The sequence below is a fragment of the Variovorax sp. P1_H12_2 genome (genome assembly GCF_056405335.1).
Map to the genome: position 1 here is coordinate 1 of NZ_JBFUCI010000106.1, position 16042 is coordinate 16042.

A 16042-nucleotide genomic window follows, 5' to 3' on the forward strand; every position below is an offset into this window, starting at 1 on the left:
CTCGACATTCCGGCGCGCATCGTCACCGGCTACCAGGGCGGCGAGCTCAACGGGGTCGACAATTACTGGGTGGTGCGCAACAGCGATGCCCATGCCTGGGCCGAGGTCTGGGAAGAAGGCCCGGGCTGGGTGCGGGTCGACCCCACCGGCGCGATCTCGCCCGACCGGGTCGGCCAGTTCCGCCGGCTGTCGCCGCAGCCCGGACTGATCGCCGGCGCGATCGGGGCCATGAACCCGACCTTGTCGCAGAACCTGCGCGCCGCCTGGGAGGCGGTCAACAACGGCTGGAACCAGTGGGTGCTCAACTACACGCAGAGCCGGCAGCTGGACCTGCTCAAGACCCTCGGCTTCACCGCGCCCAGCCTGCAGGACCTGGCACTGGTGCTGCTCGCTCTGCTCGTGGTCGCCAGCCTCGCGGGCGCCGGCTGGACACTCTGGGAGCGCAGCCAGCACGACCCCTGGCTGCGGCTGCTGGCCCGGGCCCGCGCGCGGCTCGCGCGGGCCGGCGTCGAGGTGCCCGAAGGCGCATCGCCGCGCCAGATGGCGGCGCTGCTCGCGGACCGCTTCGGCAGCGGCGCGGAGCCGGTGCAGCAATGGCTGCTGCGCCTCGAGGCGCAGCGCTACGCGAAGGCGCCGGCCGACGCGCTGCCGGCCCTGCGCAGCGAGTTCCGCCGGCTCGCGTGGCCGTGAAACCACTGGTGTCGTTTCACGGCAGATTCCGCGCGAGCGGCACAATCGGCACGATGCGACGCCTTTTTTCCCACGCCCTGCCGGCCGCCCTGCTGCTGTCGGCCACCTTCCTCTCGGCGGCACCCGCTTCGGCCCAGAACGCGCCCGACAAGCGCAGCGCCACGGTGCGAGGCGGCATTGCCTACGCCACGCGCGAGGACGCGATGCAGTTCGCCGACGAGGTGGCGGCGCGCCGCAACCTCGACCCTGCCTGGGCGCGGGCCACCATCGGCAACGCCCGGCAGCTGCCGAACGTCCCGCGCCTGATGCTGCCGGCGCCGAGCGGCACCCCAAAGAACTGGCAGACCTACCGCAGCCGCTTCATCGACCCGGTGCGCATCGCCGCCGGCGTGCGCTTCTGGCGCCAGAACGCCGAGACGCTGGCGCGGGCCCAGGCGACCTACGGCGTGCCGCCCGAGATCATCGTCGGCATCGTGGGCGTCGAGACCATCTACGGCCGCAACATGGGCAACTTCCGCGTCATCGACGCGCTCGCCACCCTGGCCTTCGACTTCCCGCAGGCCCATCCGCGCGCCGCCGAGCGCCAGGCCTTCTTCCGGGGCGAGCTCGAGAGCTTCCTGAGCACCGAGAGCCGGACCGCCGAGGATCCGACGGTCCCGGTGGGCAGCTACGCGGGCGCCATGGGCATGCCGCAGTTCATGCCGAGCAGCATCGCGAAGTACGCGGTCGACTTCGACGGCGACGGCCGCATCGACCTGGTCAGGAACACGGCCGACGTGATCGGCTCGGTGGCGAGCTACTTCAAGGCCTTCGGCTGGCAGCCGGGCATGCCGGCGATCTTCCCGGTGAGCTTCGACGAGGCGCGCCTCAAGAAGGCGGTGCTGCTGGGGCCGGACATCGTGCCGACCTTCAGCGCCGATGCCTTCGTCGCCGGCGGTGCGGTGCTGTACGGCGAGGCGCTCAAGCACCGGGGCCTGCTGGCCCTGGTCGAGCTGCAGAACGGCTACGACGCACCGAGCTACGTGGCCGGCACCCAGAACTTCTATGTCATCACGCGCTACAACTGGAGCAGCTACTACGCCATGTCGGTGATCGACCTGGGCCGCGAAGTGCAGGCCGCGATGGAGCAGTGATGGAGGCGCAGGCGCTGCGCGCGTCCTGGACCGGCGCCTGGCGCGATCTCGGCGTCCAGAGCCCCGACACGGCGTTGTTCGACGCGCTGCTGGCGCGCTACGACGAGCCGCAGCGGGCCTATCACACGCGCCAGCACCTGGCGGAATGCCTGCTTCACTTCGAGCGCGAACGCGGCCAGGCCGAGCGCCCGGGCGAAGTCGCGCTGGCGCTCTGGTTTCATGACGCGATCTACGACCTTGACCGGCACGACAACGAGGCGCGCAGCGCCGACTGGGCGCGGCAGGCGCTGCTCGGCGCAGGCGTCGCGCCCGAAGCCGCCGAACGCGTGCACGCGCTGGTCATGGCCACGCGCCACGATGCCGCCCCGGCAGGCAACGACGCCCGTCTTCTCGTCGACATCGACCTCGCGATCCTCGGCGCCCCGCCCGAGCGCTTCGCCGAGTACGAGCGCCAGATCCGCATCGAATACGCGCACGTCCCGCCCGAGGTCTTCGAGCCGCGGCGGCGCGAGATCCTGAGCCGCTTCCTGGCCCGCGACCCGCTCTATCTCACGGCGCCGATGCGAGCCCGGCTCGAAACCACCGCGCACCTCAACCTCCAGCGGGCAGTCGACCCCTGAGTCCGGCCGGCGCAGCCAGGCCCGTTGGGCGCCCGGACACGAAGTGCCGGGCAACCTGGGGCGAGCTACCTGACTTTGCCTTCCTTCCATGCGGTGAGCAGCTTGTTGTAGTCGATGGTCTCGCCCTTCGGCTTCTCGTTCGCCAGCTTCTTCCACGGCGCGTGCTCGTCGCTCAGCATCTTGGCCGGGTCGCCCTTCGGCGCCAGCTTGGGCGCGCACTTGGCCATGCCTGCGCGCTCCAGGCGGCCCATCACGTTGTCCATCTCCTCGGCCAGGTTGTCCATCGCCTTCTGCGGCGTCTTCTCGCCGGTCACGGCCTCGGCCACGTTCTTCCACCAGAGCTGCGCCAGCTTCGGGTAGTCGGGCACGTTGGTGCCGGTCGGCGTCCAGGCCACGCGCGCCGGGCTGCGGTAGAACTCGATCAAGCCGCCGTACTTGTTGGCGTTCTGCGTGAAGTACTCGTGGCGGATGTCGCTCTCGCGGATGAAGGTCAGGCCCACGACGCTCTTCTTGGCCGAGACCGTCTTGGAGGTCACGAACTGCGCGTACAGCCAAGCGGCCGCCGTCTTGTTGGCGTCATGGGCCTTGAAGAAGGTCCACGAGCCGACGTCCTGGTAGCCGTTCTGCATGCCCTCCTTCCAGTACGGACCGTTCGGGCCGGGCGCCATGCGCCACTTCGGCGAGCCGTCGGCATTGACCACCGGCAGGCCGGCCTTGGTCATGTCGGCGGTGAATGCCGTGTACCAGAAGATCTGCTGCGCGATCTGCCCCTGCGCCGGCACCGGCCCGGCTTCGCCGAAGGTCATGCCGGTGGCTTCCTTGGGCGCGTACTTCTTCATCCAGTCGATGTACTTGGTGAGCGCATAGACCGCGGCCGGCGAGTTGGTCGCCCCGCCGCGCGCCACGCTGGCGCCGACCGGCGTGCACTTGTCGGCCGCGACCTTGATGCCCCATTCGTCGACCGGCATGCCGTTCGGGATGCCCTTGTCCGCCGTGCCGGCCATCGACAGCCAGGCATCGGTGAAGCGCCAGCCCAGCGACGGGTCCTTCTTGCCGTAGTCCATGTGGCCGTAGATCGGCTTGCCGTCGATGGTCTTGACGTCGACGGTGAAGAACTCGGCGATGTCCTCGTAGGCGCTCCAGTTGAGCGGCACGCCGAGGTCGTAGCCGTACTTGGCCTTGAACTTGTCCTGCAGGTCCTTGCGCCCGAACAGATCGGCGCGGAACCAGTACAGGTTGGCGAACTGCTGGTCCGGCAGCTGGTAGAGCTGGCCGTCGGGCGCGGTCGTGAAGCTGGTGCCGATGAAGTCCTTGACGTCGAGCCCCGGGTTGGTCCACTCCTTGCCGGCGCCCGCCATGTACTCGCTCAGCGACAGGATCTTGCCGTAGCGGTAGTGGGTGCCGATCAGGTCGGAGTCGGAGATCCAGCCGTCGTAGATCGACTTGCCCGACTGCATCGAGGTCTGCAGCTTCTCGACCACGTCGCCTTCCTGGATGATGTCGTGCTTGACCTTGATGCCGGTGATCTCCTCGAAGGCCTTGGCCAGCGTCTTCGATTCGTACTCGTGGGTGGTGATGGTCTCCGACACCACCGCGACCTCCTTCACGCCCTTGTCCTGCAGCTTCTTGGCGGCGTCGATGAACCATTTCATCTCGGCGGCCTGCTGCTCCTTGTTGAGGCTCGACGGCTGGAACTCGCTGTCGATCCATTTCTTGGCCTCCGCTTCCCCGGCCCAGGCGCTCTGCAAGGCGAGAGTCGCCGCGGCCAGGGCCATTGCTGTGGTGCGAAACTTCATGGTTGTCTCCTCGATGCGCTTCCCGGTTCTTGCAGATCCGGCTCCGGGAAAGCGGAAGAGCCGGTCCGGTGACAAAGAGAAGGTGAGACGGCTCAGCCCTTTCGCATGACCAGGGCCAGCACGCCCATGGACAGCACGAAGCTGATCCAGATCGAGGGCTCGGCCTCGAGACCCAGCCATTCCTGGAACCTGCCCGCCAGGCCGATGAAGATCAGGTTGATGTAGGCCGCGATCAGAAGGCCGATGAAGAGCCGGTCGCCGCGCGTGGTCTCCAGCGGCAGCCAGCCGCGGCGCAGGGTGGTGGGCGACTTGAGCTCCCACACGGTCATGCCGGCCAGCATCAGCGCGATGCAGGTGAAGAAGACGGCCACCGGGGTGGTCCAGACCATCCAGTCGAACATGATCAGACCCTCCCCATGGCGAAGCCCTTGGCGATGTAGTGCCGCACGAACCAGATCACGATCGCGCCCGGCACGATGGTCAGCACGCCGGCGGCCGCCAGCGTCGCCCAGTCCATGCCCGAGGCGCTCACCGTGCGCGTCATCGTCGCCACGATCGGCTTGGCGTTCACGCTGGTCAGGGTGCGCGCCAGCAGCAGCTCGACCCAGCTGAACATGAAGCAGAAGAAGGCCGCGACGCCGACGCCGGCCTTGATCAGCGGCAGGAAGATGGTGAGGAAGAAGCGCGGGAACGAATAGCCGTCGATGTAGGCGGTCTCGTCGATCTCGCGCGGAATGCCGCTCATGAAGCCTTCGAGGATCCAGACCGCCAGCGGCACGTTGAACAGCAGGTGCGCCAGCGCCACGCCCAGGTGCGTGTCCATCAGTCCGACGGTCGAATAGAGCTGGAAGAAAGGCAGCAGGAAGACCGCCGGCGGCGTCATGCGGTTGGTCAAGAGCCAGAAGAACACATGCTTGTCGCCGAGGAAGGTGTAGCGCGAGAAGGCATAGGCCGCCGGCAGCGCCACCGTGAGCGAGATCACGGTGTTGATTCCGACGTAGATCAGGCTGTTGATGTAGCCCGAATACCAGGACTCGTCGGTGAAGATGCGCCGGTAGTTCTCCCAGGTGAAGCTCTGCGGGAAGAACGAGAAGCTCGACAGGATCTCCTCGTTGGTCTTGAAGCTCATGTTGACCATCCAGTAGATGGGCAGCAGCGCGAACAAGAGATAGAGCACGAGGAAGATGCTGCGCTTGCGAAAGCGCCGTTCGTTCATTTCTCCTCCTCCACGTCGAGCGTGCCGACGCGCAGCATCCAGTTGTAGAGCACGAAGCACAGCAGCAGGATGATCAGGAAATAGATCAGCGAGAAGGCCGCCGCCGGACCCAGGTCGAACTGCCCCACCGCCTTCTGCGTCAGGTACTGGCTCAGGAAGGTGGTCGCGTTGCCGGGCCCGCCGCCGGTCAGCACGAAGGGCTCGGTGTAGATCATGAAGCTGTCCATGAAGCGCAGCAGCACCGCGATCACCAGCACGCCGCGCATCTTCGGCAGCTGGATGTAGCGGAACACCGCGAACTTGCTGGCGCCGTCGATGCGCGCCGCCTGGTAGTAGGCGTCGGGGATCGATCGCAGGCCGGCGAAGCACAGCAGCGCCACCAGCGGCGTCCAGTGCCAGACGTCCATCAGCAGCACCGTGAGCCAGGCGTCGCGCGCGTTGCCGGTGTAGCTGTACTCGATGCCCAGCTTCTGCAGCGTGTAGCCGAAGAGCCCGATGTCGGCGCGGCCGAAGATCTGCCAGATGGTGCCGACCACGTTCCATGGGATCAGGAGCGACAGCGCCACCACCACCAGCACCGCGGAAGACTTCCATCCGGTGGACGGCATCGCCAGCGCGAGGCAGATGCCCAGCGGGATCTCGACCACCAGCACCGCGATCGAGAAGCCGAGCTGGCGCCACAGCGCCGCGTGCAGCTCGTCGTCGCGCATCACGGCGGCGAACCACTCGGTGCCGACGAAGACGCGCCTTTCGGGCGAGATGATGTCCTGCACCGAGTAGTTGACCACGGTCATCAGCGGCACGATGGCCGAGAAGGCCACGCACAGCAGCACCGGCAGCACCAGCCACCAGGCCTTCTGGTTCAGCGGCTTGTTGTTTCCGTTCATTGGAGCACCTCCATGCTTCGCATTGCGGTGCGAGCTTGCTTGGGGCGGCCCGGCGCTGCGCTCATACAAGCACCTCGTCGCGGTAGAAGCAGCTCTTGCGGCCGAGCACCCGAAGCCAGACCGTGGCGCCGGGCGCGGGAACCACCGCGTCCGACGCCAGTCGCGCCTTCACCACGCTGTCGCCGAGCCTGGCGCTCAGCATCAGGTGGGTGCCGACGTCCTGCAGCTGCGCCACGGTGGCGGGCACGGCGCCCGGCGCGCCCGGCTCGACCAGCGCCACGTACTCGGGCCGGATGCCGAGCTTGAGCGCGCCCTCGGGCAGTTCCCGGGTGGCGGCCAGCCGGGCGCCCGCGATCTCGAGCGTTCCGCCGGCACTCTGAACCGGCAGGAAGTTCATTCCCGGCGAGCCGATGAAATCGCCCACGAAGGTATGGGCCGGCCGTTCGAAAAGCGCCTCGGCGCTGCCGATCTGCACCGCCTTGCCGCGCGTCATCACCACCACCTCCTCGGCGAAGGTCAGCGCCTCCACCTGGTCGTGCGTGACATAGATCAGCGTCAGCTTGAGCTCACGGTGGATCTGCTTGAGCTTGCGCCGCAGCTGCCACTTGAGATGGGGGTCGATCACGGTCAGCGGCTCGTCGAACAGCACCGCGGAGACGTCGCTGCGCACCAGGCCGCGCCCGAGTGAAATCTTCTGCTTGGCATCGGCTGCGAGGCCGGCCGCACGCTGGTTGAGCTGGCCGCTCATGTCGAGCATCTCGGCGATCTCGCCGACGCGCTTCCTGATCTGCTCGGCGGGCATGTTGCGGTTGCGCAGCGGGAAGGCGAGGTTCTGCGCCACGGTCATGGTGTCGTAGATCACCGGGAACTGGAACACCTGCGCGATGTTGCGCTGCTGCGGGGTCTCCAGCGTCACGTCGCGGCCATTGAACTTGACGCTGCCCTTCGACGGCGCCAGCAGGCCCGAGATGATGTTGAGCATCGTGGTCTTGCCGCAGCCCGAGGGGCCCAGCAAGGCATAGGCGCCGCCGTCCCTGAAGCTCATCTTGAGGGGCAGCAGCGCGTAGTCGCTCTCCTGCGCCGGGTTCGGGCGGTAGGCGTGCGCCAGGTCGAGGTCGATGCGGGCCATGTCACCCCCTCTTGCGCCAGGCCGGCGCGAGCGCGAGCCGTTCGCCGGCATCGAACACATAGGCCTGCGACGCGTCGAAATACAGCGTGATCGCCGTGCCGAGCTCGAAGCGGTGCACGCCGGTGAGCTGCGCCACCAGTTCGCCCACCAGCGTCTCCACGTGCACGAAGGTGTCGGAGCCCGAGATCTCGGCCAGCTCGACCTTGCCGGGCAGCGCGATGTCGCCCTCGCTCGCGCCGACGTTGAGCGCACTGGCGCGCAGGCCGACGCTGACCGCGCCCTCGACGCCGGCCGGCAGGGCCAGCGGCAGCAGCGGGCCGCCCTCCAGCTGCACGCCACCCGCGGCGGCCCGCCCGGGCATCAGGTTCATCGGCGGATCGCTGAAGGCGCGCGCCACCCGCAGCGACTGCGGCGCATGGAAGACCTCGGCGGTCGGCCCGTACTGCAGCAGTTCGCCGGCATCCATCACCGCGGTGTAGCCGCCCAGCAGCAGGGCCTCGCCGGGCTCGGTGGTGGCGTAGACCACGGTCGAGTCGCCGGTCGCGAAGAGCTGGGTGAGTTCCTCCCTGAGGCCTTCGCGCAGCTTGTAGTCGAGGTTGACCAGCGGCTCGTCGAGCAGCATCAGCGGGGCATTCTTGGCCAGTGCGCGCGCCAGCGCCACGCGCTGCTGCTGCCCGCCCGAGAGCTCGGCCGGATAGCGGTCGAGGAACATGCCGATGTGCAGCTTGTCGGCCAGTTCGCGCACCCGGGCATCGATGTTCTTCTCGCCGCGCAGCCGGAGCGGCGAACCGATGTTCTCGGCCACCTTGAGCGAGGGGTAGTTGATGAACTGCTGGTAGACCATCGCCACGTTGCGCTCGCGCACCGGCACGCCGGTCACGTCCTGGCCGTCGACCCGCACCTGGCCTTCGGTCGGCGCGTCGAGGCCGGCCATCAGGCGCATCAGGCTGGTCTTGCCGGCCTGCGTGGCGCCCAGCAGCACCGTCACCGCGCCGCTCTTCGGCGCGATGCTCTGCGGGTAGAGCCAGGTCTGCGGGCCCTGCTTCTTGGTGACGCGCTCGAGTGTCAGCTGCATGGGACTCCTTCCTTCGAACGTGCGTGCCTGTGCATCCAGGCGCTCACCTGGTCGCGCTGCTGCGGCGTGAAGCGCAGGCCCAGCTTGGACCGGCGCCACAGCACGTCGTCGCCGCTGCAGGCCCATTCCTGGTCGCGCAGGTAGTGCAGTTCGCGCTCGTGCAGGCCGGGTGCGACGGCCGGCCCGAAGTCGGCCATCGACGCGGCGTCGCCGACCACTTCGGAGATCCGGGCGCCGTAGGCCCGTGCCAGCCGGCGCGCCAGCGCCGCCTCGAGCCAGGGATGCCGTGCCTGCACCGCCGCCACGAAGCGCTCGAAATCGTCGTCGGGCCGCGAGCCGCGCGTGGTGGCGCCGATCCAGCCCGACAGGTCGCCGCCGGCCATGAAGGCGCCATCGGTCCACGCGGGCCGGGTTTCGCCGAGCATGCGCCCCACTTCGTCGGCCGCATCCTCGGCCAGCTTGCGGAAGGTGGTGATCTTGCCGCCCCAGACCGACAGCAGCGGCGCCGCCGTGGTGTTCGACTCGAGCAGGTAGTCGCGCGTCACGGCGGAGGGGTCGCCCGACGCGTCGTCGAGCAGCGGGCGCACGCCGGAGTAGGTCCAGACCACGTCCGACGGCTGCACAGGCTTGGCGAAGTAGCGGCTGGCCTGGGTGCAGAGGTAGTCGATCTCGTCCTTGCTGATCCGCGCCGCGCCAGGGTCGTCGCCCTGCAGCTCGATGTCGGTGGTGCCGATCAGCGTGAAGTCGTCCTGGTAGGGAATCGCGAAGATGATCCGCTTGTCGGGGTTCTGGAAGATGTAGGCGTGGTCATGGCCGAAGACCCGCGGCACCACGATGTGGCTGCCCTTCACCAGCCGCAGGTGCCGGGTCGCCAGCGCCTCGCCGTGCACCGGGCGCGCCACGCCGCGCAGGAAGGCCTCGGCCCAGGGCCCGGCGGCATTCACCACCGCGCGGGCCCGCACGGTGCGCTGCCCGTCGGGGCCATCGAGCACGGCGGTCCAGCCCTCGGTGCCGCGCTGCGCGCTGATGCAGCGCGTGCGCGTCAGCACCTCGGCGCCGCGCGCGCGGGCGTCGAGCGCATTCAGCACCACCAGGCGCGCATCGTCCACCCAGCCGTCCGAATAGACGAAGCCGCGCTTGAACTCGGGCTTGAGCGGCGCGCCGGCCTCGTGCCGGCGCAGGTCGATGGTGCGCGAACCCGGCAGCACCTCGCGCTTGGCCAGGTGGTCGTACATGAACAGGCCGATGCGGATCATCCAGGCCGGCCGCATCGACGGGTCGTGCGGCATCACGAAGCGCAGCGGCCACATGATGTGCGGCGCGCTCTTGAGCAGCACCTCGCGCTCCTGCAGCGCCTTGCGCACCAGCGAGAACTCGTAGTACTCGAGATAGCGCAAGCCGCCGTGGATCAGCTTGGTCGACGACGAAGACGTGTGGGCGGCGAGGTCGTCCTTCTCGCACAGCAGCACGCGAAAGCCGCGGCCCGCGAGATCCCGCGCGATGCCGCAGCCGTTGATGCCGCCGCCGACGATCAGCACGTCGCAGTCGGCGGCGGAGTCGGTCGGTGACGAGACGGTGGCGCTCACGGCAATGGGTTCCGATGCGATGGGGTTCAGTCCGCGTTCAAGGGATTTTTCGCTTTCGAATCTTTTCATTCTGGTTCCTTATGGCGCGATTTTCTTCGGCGTTAACCCTGAAGTCCATTCGTTTTGTTTCGTTATAAAGTAGCGAGCGCTCCATTTGTCTTTTCCCCCGTGAATTCCAACCCCCGCCAGCTCAAGCTGCTGAACACCGTGCGCTCGCGCGGCTCGATCACGGTCGAACAGCTCGCCGAGATGCTCGGCGTGACGCTCCAGACCGTGCGCCGGGACGTCCAGCGGCTGGCCGACGAAGGCCTGCTGACGCGCTTCCATGGCGGCGTGCGCGTGCCCAGCTCGACCACCGAGAACATCGGCTACCGGCAGCGCGAGACCCTGCACGCCGAAGGCAAGGCGCGCATCGCGCGCGCGGTGGCGGCGCGGGTGCCGAACGACTGCTCGCTGATCCTCAACATCGGCACCACCACCGAGGCGATCGCCAAGGCGCTGCTGCACCATCGGGGGCTGCGCGTGATCACCAACAACCTCAACGTCGCGAGCATCCTGAGCGACAACCCGGCCTGCGAGGTGATCGTGGCGGGCGGCTCGGTGCGGCTGCGCGACCGCGCCATCGTGGGCGAGGCGACGGTCGACTTCATCCGCCAGTTCAAGGTCGACATCGCGCTGATCGGCGTCTCGAGCATCGAGGACGACGGCACGCTGCGCGACTTCGACCTGCGCGAGGTGAAGGTGGCCCAGACCATCATTTCGCAGGCGCGCGAGGTCTGGCTCGCGGCCGACGCGAGCAAGTTCAACCGGCCCGCGATGATCGAGCTGGCAAWGCTGTCGCAGATCGATTGCCTGTTCACGGATGCGGAGCCGCCTCCCCCCTTCCCCGAACTGCTGGCGCAGGCGCAAGTGCGCTGCGAGATCGCTCGCGAGACCTGAAGGACCCTTCCATGACCTACCTGCTGGCCCTCGACCAGGGCACCTCCAGCTCACGCAGCATCGTCTTCGACAGCCAGGGCCGCATCGTGGCCGTCGCCCAGCGGGAGCTGACGCAGATCTACCCGCAGCCCGGCTGGGTCGAGCACGACCCGATGGAGATCTGGGCGAGCCAGCTGGCCACCGCGCGCGAGGTGCTGGCCAAGGCCAGTATCGAGGCCGGCGACATCCATGCGCTCGGCATCACGAACCAGCGCGAGACCACGCTGCTGTGGAACCGCAAGACCGGCCAGCCGGTGCATCACGCGATCGTCTGGCAGGACCGCCGTGCCGAGCCGCTGTGCGCCCAGTTGCGCGCCGACGGCATGGCCGACGCGATCCGCGAGAAGACCGGCCTGGTGATCGACGCCTACTTCTCGGGCACCAAGCTGCGCTGGCTGCTGGACAACGTGGCCGGTGCGCGGGCCCAGGCCGAGCGCGGCGAACTCGCCTTCGGCACGGTCGACAGCTGGCTCGTCTGGCAGCTCACCGGCGGCAAGGTGCACGTCACCGACGTCAGCAACGCTTCGCGCACGATGTTGTTCGACGTGCACCGCAACGCCTGGGATGCCGAGCTGCTGCGGGCGCTGCGCATCCCGGCCTCGCTGATGCCCGAGGTCAAGCCGTCGAGCGCGCACTTCGCCGACACCGACGCGGCCTTGCTCGGACGCAGCCTGCCGATCGGCGGCGTCGCGGGCGACCAGCAGAGCGCCCTCTTCGGCCAGGCCTGCTTCGAGGCCGGCATGGCCAAGAACACCTACGGCACCGGCTGCTTCCTGCTGATGCACACGGGCGGCGCGTTCCAGCCTTCGCACAACGGGCTGCTGGTGACCAGCGCGGCGCAGACCAGCGCCACGCCGCAGTTCGCGATGGAAGGCAGCGTCTTCGTCGGCGGCGCGGTGGTGCAGTGGCTGCGCGACGGCCTGAAGGCGATCCAKGGCAGCGCCCAGGTGCAGTCGCTGGCCGAGAGCGTGCCCGACGCCGGCGGCGTGATGATGGTGCCGGCCTTCACCGGCCTCGGCGCGCCCTACTGGAATGCCGATGCGCGCGGCACCATCACCGGGCTGACGCGCGGCACCACCGTGGCGCACATCGCGCGCGCAGCGCTGGAGAGCATTGCCTACCAGAGCGCCGCGCTGCTGCAGGCCATGAGCCGCGACGCGGTCGCCGCCGGCGGCGCACCGGTGGCCGAACTGCGGGTCGACGGCGGCGCCTGCGTGAACGACCTGCTGATGCAGTTCCAGGCCGACCTGCTGGGCATCCCGGTGGTGCGGCCCGAGGTCACGGAAACCACGGCGCTGGGCGCCGCCTACCTCGCCGGGCTGTCGACCGGCGTCTACGCCGACGTGGCGCAGTTGTCGAAGCTGTGGCGCATCGAGCGGCGCTTCATGCCGACCCTGAGCCGGGCGAAGGCGGACGAGGCGATGGGGCGCTGGGAGCTGGCGGTGCGGCGGGCGACGCTGGTGTGATTCTGGTCAACGCCGATCAGGTCCCGTGAAGCTGAAGGCAATCCTCAGTGCCCGGGCACCAGGAAGTCCTGGCTGATCCGCCAGCCCAGCTCGTTCACCCGGTCGAGGAACTGCGTCAGGTAGGCGTGCAGCCCGGTCGCGAGGATCTCGTCGACCGTCGCGTACTGCAGGTCGGCCAATAGCTTGCCGGCGCGGCGCTGGGTCTCGGCGCTCTGCTCGTTCTTGACCATGTCGAGGTTGCTGACCACCTCGTGCAGGCTGGCATGCAATGAACGCGGCATGTCCGGGCGCAGGATCAGCAGCTCGGCCACGCGCTCGGGCTTGATCACGTCGCGGTACACCTTGCGGTAGACCTCGAAGGCCGAGACGCTGCGCAGGATCGCGCTCCAGTGATAGAAGTCGTATTCCTGGTCTTCCTCGGTGGCGGTGCCGAAGAACTCGCTGTTGAGCGCGTGGAACTTGACGTCGACCAGCCGCGCCGTGTTGTCGGCGCGCTCGATGAAGGTGCCCAGCCGCGAGAAGTAGAAGGCCTCGTCCTGCAGCATGGTGCCCAGCGTCACGCCGCGCGAGAGGTGCGAGCGGAACTTGACCCATTCGAAGAACTGCGCCGGATCGCGCTCGAATTCGCCGCTGCGCAGCATCCGGTTGACCTCCAGCCAGGTGGTGTTCTGGGTCTCCCAGGCTTCGGTGGTCAGCGCGCCGCGCACCGCCCGCGCGTTCTCGCGCGCGGCCCGCAGGCAGGAGAGGATCGACGACGGGTTCGACTCGTCCTTGACCATGAACTCCATCACCTCGTCGGGCTTGAAGCCCTCGTGCTTCTCGTTGTAGAGCGGCAGCAGCTCGCTGATCGACAGCAGGCCCTGCCAGCCGTATTGCGCGACCTCGGCCGACTGCGGCAGCAGCGAGGTCTGGTAGTTGACGTCGAGCATGCGCGCGGTGTTCTCGGCCCGCTCGGTGTAGCGCGACATCCAGTAGAGGTGATCGGCGGTGCGTGACAGCATGAGACGTTCCTCCGATCAGGCCACTTGGCTCTGGGTTTGCGACGGCGCCCGAGGCTTGCTGCCGCGGTCGGCCTCGAGGATCCAGGTGTCCYTGGTGCCGCCGCCCTGCGACGAATTGACCACCAGCGAGCCTTCCTTGAGCGCGACCCGCGTCAGGCCGCCGGGCACCATCTGGACTTCCTTGCCCGACAGCACGAAGGGCCGCAGGTCGATGTGGCGCGGCGCGATGCCGGCGTCGACGAAGGTCGGCGAGGTCGACAGGCTCAGCGTCGGCTGCGCGATGTAGCCGTCGGGCTTGGCCAGCACCGCCTTCTTGAAGTCCTCGATCTCGGCCTGGGTCGCGGCCGGGCCGATGAGCATGCCGTAGCCGCCGGCGCCGTGCACCTCCTTGACCACCAGGTCCTTCATGTGGGCCAGGGTGTAGTCCAGGTCGTCCTTGTTGCGGCACATGTAGGTCGGCACGTTCTTCAGGATCGGCTTCTCGCCGAGATAGAACTCGACCATCTTCGGCACGTAGGGGTAGATCGACTTGTCGTCGGCCACGCCGGTGCCGACCGCGTTGCAGATCACCACGTTGCCCTCGCGGTAGGCGCGCATCAGGCCGGCGCAGCCCAGGGTGGAGGTCGGGCGGAACACCTCGGGGTCGAGGAAGTCGTCGTCGACCCGGCGGTAGATCACGTCGACCCGGCGCGGGCCGCGCGTGGTGCGCATGTAGACGAAGTCGTCCTTGACGAACAGGTCCTGGCCCTCGACCAGTTCGACGCCCATCTGCTGCGCCAGGAAGGCGTGCTCGAAGTAGGCGCTATTGTACATGCCGGGCGTGAGCACCACCACGGTGGGCTCGGCGGTGGCCGGCGGCGCCGAGGCGCGCAGGGTTTCCAGCAGCAGGTCGGGGTAGTGGGCGACCGGCGCGATGCGGTTCTGGCTGAACAGCTCCGGGAACAGCCGCATCATCATCTTGCGGTTCTCCAGCATGTAGCTCACGCCGCTGGGCACCCGCAGGTTGTCCTCGAGCACGTAGTACTCGCCGTGGCCCTGGGCATCGGGCGCACGCACGATGTCGATGCCCGAGATGTGCGAGTAGATGTCGTTGGGCACCTTGACGCCCACCATCTCTGGCCGGTACTGGGCGTTGTTCAGGATCTGCTCGGCCGGGATCACGCCGGCCTTGATGATCTCCTGGCCGTGGTAGACGTCATGGATGAAGCGGTTGAGCGCGGTCACGCGCTGCACCAGGCCCTTTTCCATCGAGGCCCACTCGTGCGCGGGAATGATGCGCGGCAGCAGGTCGAAGGGAATCAGCCGCTCGGTGCCCGAGCCGTCCTCGTCCTTCGCGCCGTAGACCGCAAAGGTGATGCCGACCCGGCGGAAGATCATTTCCGCCTCCTCGCGCCGCGAACGCATCACCTCGCCGGGCTGCCTCGCAAGCCATTGGTCGTAACGCTTGTAGTGGCTTCGCACCGCTGCGCCGCTGTAGGGCAGCTGTTCGTACATCTCATCGAATTTGTGCATGGGACGACCAATCTCCTTGACCATAGCTTAGCAAGTTCAAGGCCAAGATCCCGTCCGTCGCGCTCCGGGCCTGCCCGGATGGCGGGTACGGCCGTCGCGTGCTCAGGCTCGCTCGACGAGGGCGTCGAGGACCATGGCGCCCTCCCCCCGGGCGCCCACCAGCACCGGATTGACGTCGATGGAGGCGATCCGTCCCGAGGCCGCGGCGATCAGGCGGCCGACCGCCACGACCACGGCGCACAGGGCGGCGACGTCCAGCGGCGGCTCGCCGCGCACCCCCTCCAGCAGCGGCGCGATGCGCAGCGTGCGCAGGGCCGCGCCGACGTCGGCACTGTCGAACGGCGGCAGCAGCACGGCGACGTCCTGCAGCGCCTCGACATACCTGCCGCCGTCGCCGACCACCACCACCGGCCCGAAAACCGGATCCTGCCGCGCACCGACCATGAACTCGTGCCGGCCGCGGTGCATCGCGGCCACGATCACGCCGTCCTGCGAAGCACCGAGCTCGGCCAGCCGGGTCCATTGCTGCTCGAACAGCGCGGCGGCATCGTCGGCGCTGCGCACGTGCAGCGCCACCAGCCCGTGTTCCGACTTGTGGGGCACGTCGCCCGAGCAGGCCTTGACCACCGCCGGCACGCCCATCGCCGTCCAGGCGTCGCGCGCCTGCCGTGCCGAGCGGCAGAGCCGGTGCGCAACGACCGGAATGTCGCGCGCCGCCAGCAGCGCGAGGCTCTCGGCCTCGTTCATGAATCGGCCGGCCCCCGCCGGCAGCAGCGGCAAGGGTTCGGCCGGCCACGCACGATGCGGCCTGCGCATCAGCGCCGTGTGCGAGGCGAGCTGCGCCAGCACGCCGAGCGCCTCCGACTCGCTGGCGTAGGTCGGGATGCCCCTGGCCTTGAAGGGGGCCGCGACCGAGGCCTGCCAGGCAGCGACCACCACCGGCTTCCCGGTGC

At 68.5% G+C, this 16042-nt stretch carries 15 protein-coding genes; 5 read left to right on the forward strand and 10 right to left on the reverse strand.

Annotated elements, in window-relative coordinates; all coding sequences use genetic code 11:
• The 3 genes from AC1D2K_RS13210 to AC1D2K_RS13220 form a co-directional block, all read left to right on the forward strand.
• A partial coding sequence (locus AC1D2K_RS13210; RefSeq protein ID WP_478089287.1) for a transglutaminase-like domain-containing protein occupies positions 1-690 on the forward strand: 690 nt, incomplete at its 5' end.
• A 53-nt stretch (positions 691-743) separates the two neighbouring features.
• The gene (gene mltB, locus AC1D2K_RS13215) at positions 744-1823 is read left to right on the forward strand and encodes a lytic murein transglycosylase B (RefSeq protein WP_478089288.1); all 1080 of its coding nucleotides are present in this window, start codon (positions 744-746) and stop codon (positions 1821-1823) included.
• A complete protein-coding gene (locus AC1D2K_RS13220) occupies positions 1823-2443 on the forward strand; it encodes an HD domain-containing protein (RefSeq protein WP_478089289.1) in 621 nt (206 codons plus the stop codon). Before mltB ends, AC1D2K_RS13220 begins: the two co-directional genes overlap by 1 nt.
• A gap of 65 nt (positions 2444-2508) precedes the next feature.
• Here the strand turns inward: AC1D2K_RS13220 and AC1D2K_RS13225 are convergent, their stop codons facing one another.
• From AC1D2K_RS13225 to glpD, 7 genes are all read right to left on the reverse strand, one after another.
• Positions 2509-4239 carry an ABC transporter substrate-binding protein gene (locus tag AC1D2K_RS13225; RefSeq protein WP_478089290.1) on the reverse strand — a complete coding sequence of 577 codons (1731 nt, stop codon included), beginning with the start codon at positions 4237-4239 and terminating at the stop codon, positions 2509-2511.
• A 92-nt stretch (positions 4240-4331) separates the two neighbouring features.
• Positions 4332-4640 carry a DUF2160 domain-containing protein gene (locus AC1D2K_RS13230; RefSeq protein ID WP_478089291.1) on the reverse strand — a complete coding sequence of 103 codons (309 nt, stop codon included), beginning with the start codon at positions 4638-4640 and terminating at the stop codon, positions 4332-4334.
• A 2-nt stretch (positions 4641-4642) separates the two neighbouring features.
• Positions 4643-5455, reverse strand: coding sequence for a carbohydrate ABC transporter permease (locus AC1D2K_RS13235; protein ID WP_442287608.1), 813 nt, complete (start codon positions 5453-5455; stop codon positions 4643-4645).
• Complete coding sequence (locus AC1D2K_RS13240; protein ID WP_478089292.1) at positions 5452-6342, reverse strand: carbohydrate ABC transporter permease; 891 nt, start codon at positions 6340-6342, stop codon at positions 5452-5454. The genes AC1D2K_RS13235 and AC1D2K_RS13240 overlap by 4 nt, the downstream gene beginning before the upstream one ends.
• A gap of 61 nt (positions 6343-6403) precedes the next feature.
• Positions 6404-7471, reverse strand: coding sequence for an ABC transporter ATP-binding protein (locus AC1D2K_RS13245; protein ID WP_478089293.1), 1068 nt, complete (start codon positions 7469-7471; stop codon positions 6404-6406).
• 1 nt (position 7472) lies between these two features.
• The gene (locus AC1D2K_RS13250; RefSeq protein ID WP_478089294.1) at positions 7473-8546 is read right to left on the reverse strand and encodes an ABC transporter ATP-binding protein; all 1074 of its coding nucleotides are present in this window, start codon (positions 8544-8546) and stop codon (positions 7473-7475) included.
• Entirely contained in the window at positions 8537-10201 is a 1665-nt protein-coding gene (gene glpD, locus AC1D2K_RS13255; protein WP_478089295.1) for a glycerol-3-phosphate dehydrogenase, read from the reverse strand. The genes AC1D2K_RS13250 and glpD overlap by 10 nt, the downstream gene beginning before the upstream one ends.
• Before the next feature lie 99 nt (positions 10202-10300).
• Here glpD and AC1D2K_RS13260 point away from each other — a divergent pair, with 99 nt between their 5' ends.
• Entirely contained in the window at positions 10301-11071 is a 771-nt protein-coding gene (locus AC1D2K_RS13260) for a DeoR/GlpR family DNA-binding transcription regulator (RefSeq protein ID WP_478089296.1), read from the forward strand.
• Between the two features lie 11 nt (positions 11072-11082).
• Entirely contained in the window at positions 11083-12576 is a 1494-nt protein-coding gene (glpK, locus tag AC1D2K_RS13265; protein ID WP_478089297.1) for a glycerol kinase GlpK, read from the forward strand.
• A gap of 44 nt (positions 12577-12620) precedes the next feature.
• Here glpK and AC1D2K_RS13270 read toward each other — a convergent pair whose 3' ends face one another.
• From AC1D2K_RS13270 to AC1D2K_RS13280, 3 genes are all read right to left on the reverse strand, one after another.
• Positions 12621-13577: an alpha-E domain-containing protein gene (locus tag AC1D2K_RS13270; RefSeq protein ID WP_478089298.1), complete on the reverse strand. Its 957-nt coding sequence runs from the start codon at positions 13575-13577 to the stop codon at positions 12621-12623.
• A 15-nt stretch (positions 13578-13592) separates the two neighbouring features.
• Complete coding sequence (locus tag AC1D2K_RS13275; protein ID WP_478089299.1) at positions 13593-15089, reverse strand: circularly permuted type 2 ATP-grasp protein; 1497 nt, start codon at positions 15087-15089, stop codon at positions 13593-13595.
• 102 nt (positions 15090-15191) lie between these two features.
• On the reverse strand, positions 15192-16042 hold an 851-nt coding region (locus AC1D2K_RS13280; protein WP_478089300.1), incomplete at its 5' end, for an acetate--CoA ligase family protein.

Excerpts from the sequence above, each read along its gene's own strand:
- mltB (WP_478089288.1), top strand. The coding sequence starts at position 744 with ATGCGACGCCTTTTTTCCCACGCCCTGCCGGCCGCCCTGCTGCTGTCG.
- AC1D2K_RS13220 (WP_478089289.1), top strand. The coding sequence starts at position 1,823 with ATGGAGGCGCAGGCGCTGCGCGCGTCCTGGACCGGCGCCTGGCGCGAT.
- AC1D2K_RS13225 (WP_478089290.1), bottom strand. The coding sequence starts at position 4,239 with ATGAAGTTTCGCACCACAGCAATGGCCCTGGCCGCGGCGACTCTCGCC.
- AC1D2K_RS13230 (WP_478089291.1), bottom strand. The coding sequence starts at position 4,640 with ATGTTCGACTGGATGGTCTGGACCACCCCGGTGGCCGTCTTCTTCACC.
- AC1D2K_RS13235 (WP_442287608.1), bottom strand. The coding sequence starts at position 5,455 with ATGAACGAACGGCGCTTTCGCAAGCGCAGCATCTTCCTCGTGCTCTAT.
- AC1D2K_RS13240 (WP_478089292.1), bottom strand. The coding sequence starts at position 6,342 with ATGAACGGAAACAACAAGCCGCTGAACCAGAAGGCCTGGTGGCTGGTG.
- AC1D2K_RS13245 (WP_478089293.1), bottom strand. The coding sequence starts at position 7,471 with ATGGCCCGCATCGACCTCGACCTGGCGCACGCCTACCGCCCGAACCCG.
- AC1D2K_RS13250 (WP_478089294.1), bottom strand. The coding sequence starts at position 8,546 with ATGCAGCTGACACTCGAGCGCGTCACCAAGAAGCAGGGCCCGCAGACC.
- glpD (WP_478089295.1), bottom strand. The coding sequence starts at position 10,201 with ATGAAAAGATTCGAAAGCGAAAAATCCCTTGAACGCGGACTGAACCCC.
- AC1D2K_RS13270 (WP_478089298.1), bottom strand. The coding sequence starts at position 13,577 with ATGCTGTCACGCACCGCCGATCACCTCTACTGGATGTCGCGCTACACC.